The sequence below is a fragment of the Algoriphagus sp. CAU 1675 genome (assembly GCF_029222925.1).
Lineage (GTDB): Bacteria > Bacteroidota > Bacteroidia > Cytophagales > Cyclobacteriaceae > Algoriphagus.
In genome coordinates this window covers 119,646-133,799 of sequence record NZ_JARHUI010000004.1, presented here as the reverse complement: position 1 = coordinate 133,799, position 14,154 = coordinate 119,646, and the positions used below count along the sequence as shown (strand labels likewise).

Annotated in this window: 12 protein-coding genes; 3 read left to right on the top strand and 9 right to left on the bottom strand. The window is 40.7% G+C overall.

The features are described 5' to 3' along the window. Positions 1-31 precede the first annotated feature (31 nt). Positions 32-790 (bottom strand): hypothetical protein, encoded by a 759-nt coding sequence (locus tag P2G54_RS10590; protein WP_275870915.1) that lies wholly within the window; start codon positions 788-790, stop codon positions 32-34. A 72-nt stretch (positions 791-862) separates the two neighbouring features. Here P2G54_RS10590 and P2G54_RS10585 point away from each other — a divergent pair, with 72 nt between their 5' ends. Next, complete coding sequence (locus P2G54_RS10585) at positions 863-1,474, top strand: 2OG-Fe(II) oxygenase (RefSeq protein ID WP_275870913.1); 612 nt, start codon at positions 863-865, stop codon at positions 1,472-1,474. On the opposite strand, the gene P2G54_RS10580 is transcribed toward P2G54_RS10585, so the two are convergent. Next, positions 1,471-1,899 carry a DUF2141 domain-containing protein gene (locus P2G54_RS10580; RefSeq protein WP_275870911.1) on the bottom strand — a complete coding sequence of 143 codons (429 nt, stop codon included), beginning with the start codon at positions 1,897-1,899 and terminating at the stop codon, positions 1,471-1,473. The genes P2G54_RS10585 and P2G54_RS10580 overlap by 4 nt on opposite strands. Further along, positions 1,896-2,969: an AMP-binding protein gene (locus tag P2G54_RS10575; RefSeq protein WP_275870909.1), complete on the bottom strand. Its 1,074-nt coding sequence runs from the start codon at positions 2,967-2,969 to the stop codon at positions 1,896-1,898. The genes P2G54_RS10580 and P2G54_RS10575 overlap by 4 nt, the downstream gene beginning before the upstream one ends. A 105-nt stretch (positions 2,970-3,074) precedes the next feature. Here P2G54_RS10575 and P2G54_RS10570 point away from each other — a divergent pair, with 105 nt between their 5' ends. Beyond that, entirely contained in the window at positions 3,075-3,908 is an 834-nt protein-coding gene (locus tag P2G54_RS10570) for a 1,4-dihydroxy-2-naphthoyl-CoA synthase (RefSeq protein ID WP_275870907.1), read from the top strand. Positions 3,909-3,948: 40 nt separating this feature from the next. Here P2G54_RS10570 and P2G54_RS10565 read toward each other — a convergent pair whose 3' ends face one another. From P2G54_RS10565 to P2G54_RS10550, 4 genes are all read right to left on the bottom strand, one after another. Continuing rightward, a complete protein-coding gene (locus tag P2G54_RS10565; RefSeq protein ID WP_275870905.1) occupies positions 3,949-5,370 on the bottom strand; it encodes a sulfatase in 1,422 nt (473 codons plus the stop codon). Between the two features lie 10 nt (positions 5,371-5,380). Continuing rightward, on the bottom strand, positions 5,381-6,727 hold the full coding sequence (locus tag P2G54_RS10560) for a vanadium-dependent haloperoxidase (RefSeq protein ID WP_275870903.1): 1,347 nt from the start codon (positions 6,725-6,727) through the stop codon (positions 5,381-5,383). Beyond that, positions 6,717-9,941 (bottom strand): VCBS repeat-containing protein, encoded by a 3,225-nt coding sequence (locus P2G54_RS10555; protein WP_275870901.1) that lies wholly within the window; start codon positions 9,939-9,941, stop codon positions 6,717-6,719. The genes P2G54_RS10560 and P2G54_RS10555 overlap by 11 nt, the downstream gene beginning before the upstream one ends. 84 nt (positions 9,942-10,025) lie before the next feature. Beyond that, the gene (locus P2G54_RS10550) at positions 10,026-11,273 is read right to left on the bottom strand and encodes an ROK family transcriptional regulator (protein WP_275870899.1); all 1,248 of its coding nucleotides are present in this window, start codon (positions 11,271-11,273) and stop codon (positions 10,026-10,028) included. Between the two features lie 308 nt (positions 11,274-11,581). Between P2G54_RS10550 and P2G54_RS10545 the strand changes: the two genes are divergently transcribed. After that, a complete protein-coding gene (locus tag P2G54_RS10545) occupies positions 11,582-12,103 on the top strand; it encodes a phosphoheptose isomerase (RefSeq protein ID WP_275870897.1) in 522 nt (173 codons plus the stop codon). A gap of 188 nt (positions 12,104-12,291) precedes the next feature. On the opposite strand, the gene P2G54_RS10540 is transcribed toward P2G54_RS10545, so the two are convergent. Together P2G54_RS10540 and P2G54_RS10535 are read right to left on the bottom strand one after the other, a co-directional pair. Then, complete coding sequence (locus P2G54_RS10540) at positions 12,292-12,465, bottom strand: Lacal_2735 family protein (RefSeq protein WP_275870895.1); 174 nt, start codon at positions 12,463-12,465, stop codon at positions 12,292-12,294. A gap of 39 nt (positions 12,466-12,504) precedes the next feature. Then, positions 12,505-14,070 (bottom strand): toxin-antitoxin system YwqK family antitoxin, encoded by a 1,566-nt coding sequence (locus P2G54_RS10535; RefSeq protein WP_275870893.1) that lies wholly within the window; start codon positions 14,068-14,070, stop codon positions 12,505-12,507. Between the last annotated feature and the right edge of the window lie 84 nt (positions 14,071-14,154).

The window sequence follows — 14,154 nt, the reverse complement described above, 5'->3', positions numbered from 1 at the left end:
CCCGAGTCAAAATTTGAGTCAGGGCTTTTTGTTAATCTATCAGTTCATCGAAGGTCGACCTAATCCTGCTTACAGCATCAAAGGAGGGGTCTATATTGACAACTCCCTTTCCCAATTCATGCCAATAACCATCTCCACAGTCAATGTAGGCTCCCCGTTTTTTTCCGGGTTCTTCTTTAGCCAATTCGTAATGATAATCAGGAGTAAAAACCAACTTCATCAATTGAATTGCAAATTCCCAGTTGATTTTTCGCGTCTTGTCCCCTTGGACAAAGGAGACTTCCCTGTTTGAAAAATGGACCGTTAAGGAGCAGTCCACTGAATCTTCATGAGTGATTCGTCTGTATTTTACCTGGAGAGGGGCCTCTTTTTTGGTGGTTTCATATATGGCCTGGATTAGGTCTTGAGCCATTAATTGCCATTCTTCCTGATTTGATGGAGCCTTTAGCTCTGAGGAGGACTTTCCAGTTTTGGTACCGACCATGATCCCTCCTTCTTCCAGCATATTATTGCTCCATTTCGTTTTTTGAAAAAGTTCTAGAATTGGGTCAATCCAAATATTGTTCAGGGAGCCTTGATAGGAATAATCATCGTTGACAGTAAATCCCTCATCCAAAATTTCTTCTTCAGAAAGTTCCTCTCGGTCTGTGTAATGCAAGTCCAGTTTGGCTTTGAGGGAACCGGCGCCCCAATCCAGAGAAAGACGGAAGACATGGCTGTAGGGAGGAGGTATGATTCCTGAATCGTATTCGAGTACGATCCCATCAATTTTTTCTTTTGTGGGTTTCATCTACTTTACTTTGCACAAAAGTATATTTTTTCAGCCAATTAAGCTTTTATTTTGCATTCATAACGTCTCGATATGGAAGAGATTCTGGAACGCATTGCAAGCGAAATTTATGAAAAGTCCTATGTCGTCGTAGATGATTTGGTGGATGAGATTTTCCGAAAGGCCCTTTTGGATGAGCAAACAGATTTACTGGAAAGTGGTAAGTTTAGAAAAGCTGCCATTGGAACAGGGGAAAATAAACAGGTCAGGCCTGAAATCCGGAGTGATGAGGTGCTGTGGTTGGAGCAGGACAATCTGAGCCCTTTGCAGTCAGCCTATTTCGACTTGGTAGATCAAATTCGTCTTACGCTCAACAGGCGCTGTTTTTTAGGGCTCAAATCATTTGAAGCGCATTTTGCCCGCTATCCAATTGGCTCCTTTTACAAGAGGCATTTGGATCAGTTTCAGCAAGTTCCTTATAGAATAGTCACTGTGATTATTTATCTGAATGATTCCTGGACAGAGGAGGATGAGGGGGCTTTGAGAATGTACATTCCCAATGAGGACGGTACTGAATCCATTCAGGATTTCTTGCCTTTGCCGGGTCGCATGGTCGTATTTTTAAGTGCTGAAGTTCCTCATGAAGTTTTACCGACTAGAAAGGAAAGGAACAGTATTACCGGTTGGTTGAGAAATATCGATTAGCGAAGTTCAATTTTAAGGAGTTTTGTTTCTCCTTTTCCAACTTGAACAGCACATTTTTCAAATGAAGGGATGCTGAAGAGAACTTTGGGGTTGTTGGAAAATCCATATTTTTCCAGTGGATAGCCCAGAGAATTTTTTCGCATCTCTCCGTTTTCATCCTCATCGTGGAAAATTGAAAGCGCATATTTTCCGGGAGGAAGTTCGTTGATGCTATGTTTTTTTTTCAGGTCCAGAACAGGGAGTGACAAAGCCTGAAATGCCTTTGATCTTTCCTCAGGAAATCCATCAGAATCCCTAAAAATCAAAACTCGAATAATTCCCCGATTGGATCTAGTATTACTTATTTGGAGTTCGATTTGCCCGGTTTCTTGGACAGGGATCAACAGCTGAAGGATAAATGTCAACAGTATGAAAATCAGGTTCATGCTTTACTCAGGGTTTTGATCCGGTCGATTTTTCCGTTTGGAGTTAGATCAAACTTATCAATCAACCGTATTTCACGAGGGAATTCGAAACGGGTTACTTTATTTTTCAAATCAACCAACAACAAATCAATTTTTTCGGGATCTTTTTCTTGGCTTTCAATTAACAGTATAAGTTTTTGCCCAAGCCTTTCATCAGGCTTTCCAGAAAGAAAAAAAAGAGATCCTGGAAAATAATAATGGATACTGGGTTCCATTTTGGATTCTAAGAGTTCAGGGTGAATTTTTATTCCCCCGGAATTGATGACAAAATCCGCCCTTCCTAACCAGGAAAAGCTATACTTGGAGTCAAGCCGAACCAAATCGTTTGTTTGAATTTTTTCTTCATTACTCATGGGGCTTTTGATCCACAATGCTCCTCTGGAATCGGTGCCAATTTCTACGCCCGGAAGAATTTGGTAATGTAACTCCCCGCTTTTGATGGGGGCTAGGGCGATATGGGAGACGGTTTCGGTCATTCCATAAGTTTGCCAGGCATGGATTTGCAAGTCCTCCAGTTTTTGTTTCAGCCCAGAATGAATAGGAGCTCCTCCGATAATGATATTTTTTATCCTTTGAAGGATTTTAGTAGATTCTTCATTTTCCAATAGGGTTTGTACTTGAAGTGGTACTAGGGCTATGAAATTTGGTTCAAACCCACTGGGGATAGTTGATAAGGGATTCGAGCTTGACTCAACCAAAAGAAGATTACAATTCCAGACCATTGCCCTGACCAACATCATTTTTCCAGCGATATATCTGGGGTTGAGACAGCAAAGCAAGTTCATAGTGGGATTGATTTTGAAAAATTCACCAGTGGCCTTGGCGCTTTCAATCATTTGGCTTTTATGAATTTGGATTTGCTTGGGTTTCCCAGTGGAACCTGAAGTTTGTAGGGTAAAAGTTTCTTTTCCCGAAAGCCATTCTTTACAAAAATGAAGCGCTTCAATGGCAAATTCTGGGAAATCCCCAGGAATCTTCTGAAAATCAGAAGGCTGGGAAAAGCTATGGTTTTGGAAAATAAGCCGGAACATTCAGAAGATCAGGGCAAGTAAGTTTAAGGTCTATTAAGAATCAACAAATTCCGTGGAAGCCTGTTATCTTGCAAAAAAATCAGATTTTTAACCAAAACGAAAATCATGGAGTGGATTACTGCCAAAGAATACGAAGATATCACCTACAAAAAATGTAATGGTGTAGCCCGAATTGCTTTCAACCGTCCTGAAGTAAGGAATGCATTTCGCCCTAAGACAACTGCAGAACTTTATGATGCTTTTTATGATGCTCAAGAGGATACCTCTATTGGAGTGGTATTGCTGAGTGGGGAAGGGCCTTCTCCTAAAGACGGTGGTTGGGCTTTTTGCTCCGGAGGAGATCAGCGTGCTCGTGGGCACCAAGGGTATGTAGGGGAAGATGGATATCATAGATTGAATATTTTGGAAGTTCAGCGATTGATTCGATTCATGCCTAAGGTTGTTATTGCCGTTGTGCCCGGTTGGGCAGTTGGGGGAGGACATAGCTTACACGTGGTTTGCGATTTGACTTTGGCTAGTAAGGAGCATGCAATCTTCAAACAGACGGATGCCGATGTGACCAGTTTTGATGGAGGATATGGCTCTGCTTATTTGGCAAAAATGGTTGGCCAGAAAAAAGCACGTGAAATTTTCTTCTTGGGAAGAAATTATTCAGCTCAGGAGGCTTTTGAAATGGGGATGGTCAATGCCGTGATCCCTCACGATGAATTGGAAGATACAGCCTATCAGTGGGCTCAGGAAATTCTGGAAAAATCCCCGACTTCTATAAAAATGCTGAAATTTGCCATGAACCTAACTGATGACGGGATGGTGGGGCAACAAGTATTTGCAGGTGAAGCTACTCGTCTTGCTTATATGACTGAAGAAGCGAAGGAGGGCAGGAACGCATTTCTTGAGAAAAGAAAGCCTAATTTCAAGAACATCAAATGGATTCCTTAAGGGAAAAACGAAGAAGCCTGGATGATCCAGGCTTCTTCGTTTATTGATTGATTCTTCCGGCTTTCCTTGAACCTGTGCCAATGGTTTTGGTCAGTTCATCTCCCATGTCCTGTCTGGCCTCATCTGCAAAAGCTTCCAGTTTCTCAAGAATTTCAGGGTTACCTTCTGCCACATCAATTTTTTCGAAAGGGTCTTCTTCCAAATTGTATAGCATGGCTTTTTCGAGTTTGATATTTGTATACTTTACGGGTAGCCCGTCATTTCTTAGTACAGTTCCCTCAGGAATAGTCCTATATGTATGTGGAAAAACCAGTTTCCATTTTCCATAAATTACCGCTTGCAGCTCGTTTCTGTTGTAATACGCAAAATAGGGTTTGGAGTCCTGTTTCTTTCCCTCAATTAGTGGTCTGATATTCCTTCCATCGATTTTCAAGGAAGGCAAATCTGAGTTTGTCCACGAAGCTATAGTCGGCAAAATATCTATGGTCATGGCTGCTTCATTTTGGATAGTTCCTGCTGGAATCTTACCAGGCCAGGTAAATATGGCCGGAACTCGGATACCACCTTCCCAGGAAGTTCCTTTGCCCTCTTTCAATCCAGCCGTGAGGCCAGCATGTCCCCCATATGAAAGCCAGGGACCATTGTCAGAAGTGAAAATGATCAACGTATTTTCATCAAGTCCCAATTCCTTGATTTTTTTTCTGATTTCACCCACAGACCAGTCAATTTCCATAATCACATCCCCGTAAAGTCCCTGCTTTGATTTTCCTTTGAATTTATCCGAAACAAATAAGGGCACATGAGGCATGTTATGGGCCAGGTATAGGAAAAAAGGCTTCTCCTTGTTCTCATCTATAAACTCCAATGCTTTTTCCGTATACCAAGTTGTAAGCTGGCTTTGATCGTCAAGAGTTTGAATGGTCTTTTCCCCTTCAATCAGTGGAAGCGGGGGATAATAGTTTTTGGCTTCCGGATGATGAGGCCACATATCATTAGAATAGGGAAGGCCGAAGTAAGAATCAAACCCCTGTTTGGTTGGAAGAAACTCCAGCAAATGCCCCAAATGCCATTTTCCGACCATTCCGGTTGCATAGCCTTTTTCTTTAAGCATTTCTGCAATTGTGGTCTCCTCTGGATTCAATCCGTGTTTGGCAGTGTGATCCAATGCTCCGAAGATTTCTAAGCGATTGGCGTAAGCTCCGGTCAAAAGGGCTGCTCTGGAAGCTGAACAAACAGCATGAGGTACATAAAATTGGGTAAATCTAGTGCCGTCTTTTGCCAGTCGATCCAGGTTTGGGGTTTCCCATTCTGTTGCCCCATAAGTGCCAAGATCACCGTAACCCAGATCATCTGCAAATATCAAAATGATGTTTGGGGAAGAATCTTCTGATTTGAATGGCTCACTTTCTACCTGAAACAAGTTGAAAAGTGTAAAAAGAAAAGGAATGAATAAAGAAATCATGTTGGTAGGTTTAAGGGGTTTGCTTTGTCAGCAACTCAGATTGGTTGATGCTTTTCCAAATCGATTTTCCAATTTTTTCTCCTTGTTTGACACCTTCCTCTATGGCATCCCGAAAGTGGATCCCTCCATAAAGTCGGGAAATAGCGGCTTCTTCAGAAGCGAGAAGAAAAGAGTCAAAAGACCTGGAAGGAAGTCCGAAATAAGTTTCACTCGTGTCCAAAAAAGAAAAATTATCCCCAAAATATCCTGTGAGAACTATGGCTGATGCACGGGAAATAACAGAATGCCCAGAGGTGTATTCTGGAAAGGGAGGAGTTTGGAGGAGTGGTCTCCATCGTTGATCCAGTTCTCGGTTGATTACTGTTTCGGGCCTGATTCGATCCGTCTCGTATTTTGCTTTCCAGCATGAAATAAAGGCATCATGCAGCGTCATTCCGACTAGGGTATGTACATATGCAGTTTCGGCAAAACTCAGCCTGGCTTTTTCGGCGGCAATTCCAGTAATTCCCATCCAATGGCCTCCGGGGGATATTTTTTTAACGCCAATAGCCATGTGACCTGAAAAATCTACCATAAATGGATTACAGTCCCAGAAGTTGGCTATGAGCTTTTGTTCCTCTGAAAGGTTTTTTGCCACATTAAAAACCTCCATCAATTGGATTTGAAATGGACTGCCCTCGTTCAGGTCAAAAGCTGCCATAGGTTCGGGATCAAATTCATCAAGGTCCTGAAGGAAAAAAGGCTGAATGGTTCTCCATTCAGGTTCTATAGCAGCAATGTAAGCGGGAGGGGTGGGGTACCAGTTCCCTTCTCCTTGCTTTGGACTGTACCTAGTGAGTGCGGTAAGCTGGATATACCCGTCATTTTTGGCAATTGATAAGATTTGATCAGCGATTTCTTGAGAGAAATCCAAGTGGGATTGAAGGTTCTTTTTTGATATAATTTTGCTTTTTAGTGCTTCACTGATCCAGTTTTCCTGTTTTTCTCTAAGCAAATATCCTGAAGGCATAATTCCCTCGCCGACTTTCAGCATGGCATATATGGCAGCGAATTCCGGAGAAGCCAATTGAGTAGAGTTTTTTATTTGGACTCCGGTAATTCTCGAAGGAGCCAATAGATCTCCCTTGGCAAAACTTTGGTTTTGGCTTTTTAAGCTTAGGTATGTGGCAAGTGTGGAATAGGCATAAATACGAGCTGCTACCGGAGGGCTTGCAACATCTGTTACCATCACTTCTGTCAAATGAAAAAGCTGCTCTTTGTAGATCTTTGGCAAATCAATCCTAGCATTTCCAGCATTGGAATAAATTATAACCGAAATGGTGAGCAGGAAAGAAAGAAGAGAATTCCTAATTATCATGGATAGTATAAAGTTCTAGTGCTTGTCCATGAATTCCAAAAAGGAGATGATTCTTTTGGCCTATTGAGATTGGGAGGACCGACTTGATATCCCCTTTGATCGAAAGACCCGACTCATTACTATATAGGGTTTTGAAATTCCCGTTTCCATCCCCAAGAAGAACCAAACCCAATCCAGCATCAATATTTCCAATTCGAATTCTGGTGTTTCTTTGATTTCCTCCCAAAACCAAATCCATATTGCCATCTTGGTTAAGGTCCAATGGAAGAATAGAAAAGAGCGGGAAAGATTGGGCCAAAACAGGCAGTTTGTGCGGAATAAAACCATTTGGGGTATTTTCCAAATAGTAAGACTCCAGGGTGTTTGCTTCCAAAAGTTGGGCATTTTGCAATTCCTCCTCGGAAAACAAATCTCCCATTTTGGCGCTGGCATAAGATGCATAATCCGTAAACTTACTGCGCATGCTTACCATTTGATCCAGTAACTCATCTCTGCTTGGAAATGGATAGGCTTGTCCACCTATAAAGCATTCCAAAATAGGATCTATGGATCCATTTTGGTCAAAATCAGCCGCATAAAGTTTTAGCAATTTTTCATCACTGGCTTTGAATTGGGAATTTTCTCCAAAATTTCCAGCAATTAAATCCAAATCTCCGTCTTGGTCCATGTCGGCTTGTGCTAAAGAGGACCACCAACCAGAGAGCTGATTTGATATGTAATATTCCGTTTGGTCTGTTAGTTTTTGCCCTTCCTGGTTGATTAAAAAAGTAATAGGAAGGAATTCGCCCACTATAACCAAATCATCTAATCCATCTCCATTTAAATCCTGAGCTACTGAGGCGGTGATCATCCCTATTTTCCCATTTTCAGGAAGGTAAGATTCACTTTGGTCTGTGAAATTCCCTGTACCGTCATTGATTAATAACTTGCTGTCAGGGATTTGGGGGTATCTACCGGGAACTACTTTCCCACCTACGAATAGATCTGGGTGTCCGTCTCCGTTTGCATCCAATATCACAGCAGCACCGGTGCTGATGGTATATGCGGGGAAATTTCTGGACCGGGTCAATTTTCCATTCCCATCATTCCAATACAAACGATCTGAAAGTGATTCGTCCGAACTGATATAATCGTGGAAACCCCCACTACCGATAAAAAGATCTACAGCCCCATCTCCGTTGAAATCCTCGAAAATCGCCACTGCATCTGTAAATTCATCAGAGGAATTAAACCCGGAATAATTGGTCCAGTTGGTTCCGTCAAAACTAAAAATCCCACCTTTTTTTCCCTTGGTCCCACCAATAAAAATTTCCGGATTTCCATCTTGGTTTAAGTCTGCTTGAGCCAGGACAGGGCTGATAGCGCTGGGCATGGAAATCATTAGGGGTTGTCTTTTAAAGTCGTTAAAACCAGTCGCATGGGGAAGGTAAGGAACAGTTAGTTCGGACTTTTTCAGGATTGGGTTTTGACTAATTGTCCGGACTGAGAATTTTGAGTCAGAAGAATATTCAATGTTGTTTATACTATTGATATTCAGTTTTTTAATAATTTGATTAGATCCGTCAGGCCAAGTGATTGTTAAAGAATCAATAGATGAATTTCTTCCTATTCCCAAATGAACTCTGTAGGTGCTCGAAGATTGGAATCCTCTTACAGGGTAATGTTCGACAAACTGGGTGATTCCTCCGGAGCGTAACTGAATTTTTGCTCCAATCCCGAATGGGTTAGAGCTAGGGCCTTTGAGATTCACTTGTATCCAATTACCCTTGGTCCCTTTGTTCTCAAAGATTCCGGCGGCTTCATTCAGGTTGTTGATGATCAGGTCCAAATCCCCATCATTATCGAGGTCGGAATAGGCAGCTCCATTTGAGAAAACCGGGGAATCAAATCCCCATGCTTCTGATCTATCTTCAAATTTAAGATTGCCTTTGTTTTCAAAAAGGTAATTCCGAATAGGAGTAGAGGTCATGCTTGTCACAAGATGGAGTGTATCGGCTTTTTCATTCGCCACAGCCTGCTTGAAATAATAATCTCCTTTGTATTTCAAAAAGTCACGGTTGGTGTAATCCCTGTAGTAGCCATTGGTGACCATTAGATCTTTGTTTCCGTCATTGGTCATGTCAAAAAACAAGGCGGACCAACTCCAATCTGTATTGGAAATGCCTGATAATTGTCCGATTTCCGAAAAATTGTCACCACCAACATTAAGTTGAAGCATATTTCTCATGTTTTGATGGTAAAAACCCTTTTGGATCATCAGAGCATATTGCTCGTAATTTTCCGGCCCATACAATAGTTTTTGACGCTCATTATTTTCAGGAAGCATGTCCAAGGTATAGATATCCAAAAGGCCGTCATTGTTGATATCAGCGATATCGGCTCCCATTGAAAAGTGGGAAATGTGGTTGAAATGGTTTTGCATTTCATCTAAAAATGTCCCGTTTTTTTGGTTGATATAGAGGTAATCAGGCTCGATATAGTCATTAGTGACGAGTAAATCCGGCCATCCGTCCCCATTTACATCAGATGCAATCACAGAGAGGCCAAAACCCAAGGCCGAACCCTTGATTCCAGCTTGTTGGCTTACATCCGTGAATTTTTCTCCGTCATTTCTATACAGTTTGTCTCCAGAAGTTGGATGCCTAATACCCTTCACCTCGTCAAACTCGAGTTCATTGATCACCTGAATGTGATGATTGAGCAGGTACATGTCTAAGTCCCCATCCCTGTCATAATCAAAAAATAAAGCTTGAGTACTGTTTGACGGATCAGCCAAACCATATTCTTCTGCTTTTTCTTCGAAAGAGAAGTTTCCCAAGTTGATCCAAAGTTCGTTTTTGCGGCTTTCGGAATTTTCCTTTCCGGAATAGCAAACATAAATGTCTAAAAGACCATCGGAATTGACATCTGCCAAACTGACTCCTGTAGTCCAGCTTTTTTTGCCTTCGATTTTAGCATCCTTGGTTTTGTCTTCAAATTTGAGTGCTCCGAGATTCTTATAAAGGCGGTTTGAAACCATATTGCCCGTTAGAAAAACATCGTCTAATCCGTCATTGTCAAGGTCTCCAATTGCAACCCCTCCGCCATTGTAAAAATATTCATAACGGAGAATGTTGTTTTCTTCATTTTCCAGAAGTTGATTCTTAAAATTAATCCCAGATTTTCTATTGGAAACTCTTTCGAATTCACCGGAGAAAGATTTCTGGGCTATCACACTGGGGACTAAAAAAAGGAAAAATGTCCCTAAGAAAAGAAACTTGGAAAATTTAAAAGCCTCAGACTTCATAGATTGATGAGATTACCCCAGCCTGTTGATCAAATCTTCGAAGAGTTGTTCGTTGACCACTGCTACACCACCCATCAAACCTACATCTTTCCCTAATTTGTATAGAGCCAGCTCTGTTTTTTCTCTGGATTTCGCCATGCTGTAGATATTGAGAGCCTGCTGAATAGGTGTAATGAGATATTGGTGGGCTTCGGCCACGGAACCTCCGATAATAATCAACTCTGGGTTTAACAATTGAATAAGTATGGAAATACCTCTTCCTAAATCAAGTCCTGCTTCCGATAGAATGGTAATTGCTCGTTGGTCACCTGCCAATGCGGCTTCTACAACTATTCCAGGTTCAAGTTCTTCTTGATGATCCCTGACCATTCTAGCCAAAATACTGTCCTTGTCCAACTTGATGGCTTCTTCGGCCATTTTGACAATGGCTGTTCCGGATGCTACAGCCTCCAAACAACCCTTTTTGCCACAGGAGCAAGTTACGTCCCGGGATTCAAAAATCGGGGAGTGACTGAATTCGCCCGCAAAACCTGATGCACCTTGGTAGATTTTTCCATCAATTATAATCCCAAGGCCAATGCCCCAACCTACAAATAATCCCAGTACGTTTTTGTGATTGTGCTCTGTACCAAACTTGAATTCCGCCAAGGTCATTGCCCTTGCATCGTTTTCCAGAAAGACCTTTTTCTGGAATCTTTCCTCGAAGTTTTCCAATAAAGTTTTCTTACCAAACCTTAGGTAGGTATAATTCACCCCTCCTTTGGAATCCACCAAGCCTGGCATCGATATGCCTATGGCAATTATTTTATCAGAAGGGATTCCTGTTGATACAAGGTATTTTTCGATTAATTCACAGATTTGATCAAAAGTATCCTTCTCATTGTTTAGGATAATTTTGTGGCTTTCTTTAGTGTGGACCTGTTCATTGGTACAGGAATATAAAGCCAGATTCATATTGAACTTGGAGAGGTCCACCGAGAGAACATAGAATGCGTTTTCCGCCAATCGGTAAAGATCAGGCTTTCTCCCTCCTTGGGATTCAGCTCTTCCGTGTTTGATCACCTCTCCGGAACTCATAAGGTCATTGAGCAGGGAGTTGACAGTTGGAAGGGAAATGCCCACTTCTGAGCATATTTCACTAGCGGTATTGGCACCTTTTAGATAAAGGTTTTTAATGATTTTGATTTTGTTGAGGTAGCTTTTGATTTCAACCACCCCCTCCATTTTATCGATTACCGATTGCGGGTTTATTAGGTTCATGATTCTAAGTTATGCCTGAATTAAGGGAATTTTTAGGTTTCAAAAAATACTTTCAGAAAAAAATCAGGAAAGAACAGGTAGATAAATAGAGGAAATTGAATTTATTTTTATTCTGGGGATTAAATGGGGAAAGATTTTAGGTTTGATATAAAATTTGTTCTCGATTTTAAGCTTGAGAGAGAGGAGGTTGAGTCAGTTAGATGGAATCAAAATGTTGGACCTGATAATTGCATATACTCGTTGCTTTTAATTTTAGTTAGCTCTTGAGAGGCAAAATTTTTATGTTTGGGCAAAAATAAGTTTGCTATATGATTTTGAATGAAATTAGTCCTGCTTCTTCGAAAGAAGAGGTTTTTGAGCAGGTGGAAAAGTATTTGAGGCAGGAGGGGTTACGAATTTCAGAAAAGGATTCAGCTCGGCCTTGGGGAGGTTTTTTTGTGATAGATGAAAAACAAATCAGGGAATTTAAAAACAAGTTTTTCCAAGATGTAGAAATGTCGGAGCAGCAACTTAGTCAAAAACTAAGTCCGAAATTTTTGTTGGTTGCCCCACATCAAAAACTATCTTGGCAATATCATTTTAGACGCTCGGAGCTTTGGAAACTGATTAGTGGAGATGCGGGAATTGTAAGAAGCCAAGATGATAATCTGGGACCTTTGGAGTTCATGAAAACCGGGGAGACTGTTTCATTGTCCAAAGGGGAGAGGCATAGGCTGGTCGGCATGGAAAATTGGGGAGTCGTGGCCGAAATTTGGGTGCATTCTGATCCTCAAAACCCCTCAGACGAAAATGATATAGTTCGCTTGGAGGACGATTATTCAAGAAAATAATTTAAAGGAAAAGCCCGGTATCCCGGGCTTTCAAAAAGGTTAAAATAGATGTCCGAAACTTAATCACCCTTAAAATTTACTAATCAACTTAGAAAAAAAATCTTTCCGGACATTACCATAAAAGGAATTTAATTTAATATAATTAATTGAATATCAAAAATATATGAATTATTCCTTTACTGTTTTTTTTATGATTTCTGATTGATTTGATCGATTTTTATTCCAATTTTCTCTGCCTCTGCCAAAAGCTTATCTGATGCCGTCCGATTGATATGAGATAATTTGTGAGCTTCAGAAAGCAGGTTTGCATATTGTTCCTTCAGCTTTTCGAGTTCACTTTTCTTTTTAAATATTTTAAACATGGCTTTTTCTTTCTAAAACCATTGAAAAGAGTAAAAGTTTTAAAACTGAATTAGAGGCTCTAATTGATTTTGTACTACCTCGTCATTTTTATAGTTGATGAGGTCCTCCAGTCTTCCTGCTGTATTGTAATATTTCCAAGCCCCTTCTTTTTTACCGTCTATCATTTGTCCTTCGGAAGCTTTTCTGCCGTTTTCATGGAAAAAGGTCCAGGTTCCTTCCGCTTTTCCAGATTTGAAATTGCCTTCAGATTCTTTTTTACCATTAATATAATAGGTGATTCGGGTTCCATCCCCGTCTTTTAAAGTTCCTTTGTCGTATTTTTTGCTACCATCGTAAGAATTGTAGTCAGAAACATTCATCAATCGGCCGTTGTCCCAAAATTCTTCCTGAGTCAGTTGTTTGTTGTCATAAAAAAGCCCCCAGATTCCGTTTTCAAAACCCAATTCATAGCTTCCCACGGATTTGAGCTGTCCACCGTCATAATAATAAAACCACTGCCCGTTTTCTAGACCTAGACTATATTCTCCTTCTGCAATCAAAATCCCAATTTTGTTGAAATATTTCCATAATCCACTTTTGAGATCATTCCGGTATTCCCCAATAGAGTAGAGAACTCCGTCTGGAAAATAGCTTTTCCAGAGCCCTGTCTTCATACCATTCTCATACTGTCCAGTTACAGATAGTTCACCTGAACTATGGTATTCAACATAATCTCCAACAGGCACACCTAACTCATAGGTTTTTCTTTTTGCGATTGATCTGTTGGGGAAATATTCCTCCCAAGTTCCTACGGCAATGCCGTTTTCATATTTTTCGATTCTGGCGAGCCGCTTGTTCTCATAATAATATTTCCAAACTCCGACCCGATTTCCAATTTCGTCAAAATATTCCTCGGCGGAAATAACCTTTGTCGCAGGAAAATACCTCAGCCATTGGCCTATTTTATGTCCGTTTTTATACTCACCTTCTTCTTCAACATAGTTTAGGAAACTATAGGATTTATACCCACCTTCCAGTTTCCCCTTTTTATAGGTAGCTTCTGTAAGAAGTTCTCCGTTTGGATCATATTCCAGATATGGGCCTTCTTTTAGGTCATTTACATAAAATTCTCGCTTGGCAACTTCACCAAAGGGGTGGAATTCTATCCATTGGCCTGTTTTCTTTCCATTCTCATATTGACCTTCTATAAACACCTGGTCTGGCTCTACGTAAGACGGCTGATTTTCTTTCCCATAAAACTCAATAAACTTCCCTACTATAACAGAATCTTGAAAGATCATTTGCCTTTTTAGGTAGCCTTCGTTATCGAAAATTTGTGCTTGGCCAAAGAGCTTCCCACTTTTATACTCTACTTTCAATATTTGTTTTCCGGCTGAATTGAAAGTATTCCAAACTCCTTCACGTACTCCACCTTTGTAAGTCCCTTCCGAAATCAAGGTGTTGGTAGTAAGATTATAGTATTTCCACAATCCTTCCATTTTCGAATTGGCCATCACTCCTGTAGCCAAAATAGTGGAGTCTTGGTTATAGAGTTTAACCACGGTTGATTCCTGTCCAAAAAGCCGAAGACTTATAAATAAAAAGAGGATGAAGGAATATCTCATAAATAACTGTTTTCTTCTGATAAAAAGATAACTCTTAATTTTCAGAATTATTTGAAACGGACAATCGGTTGTATTGTACGGATG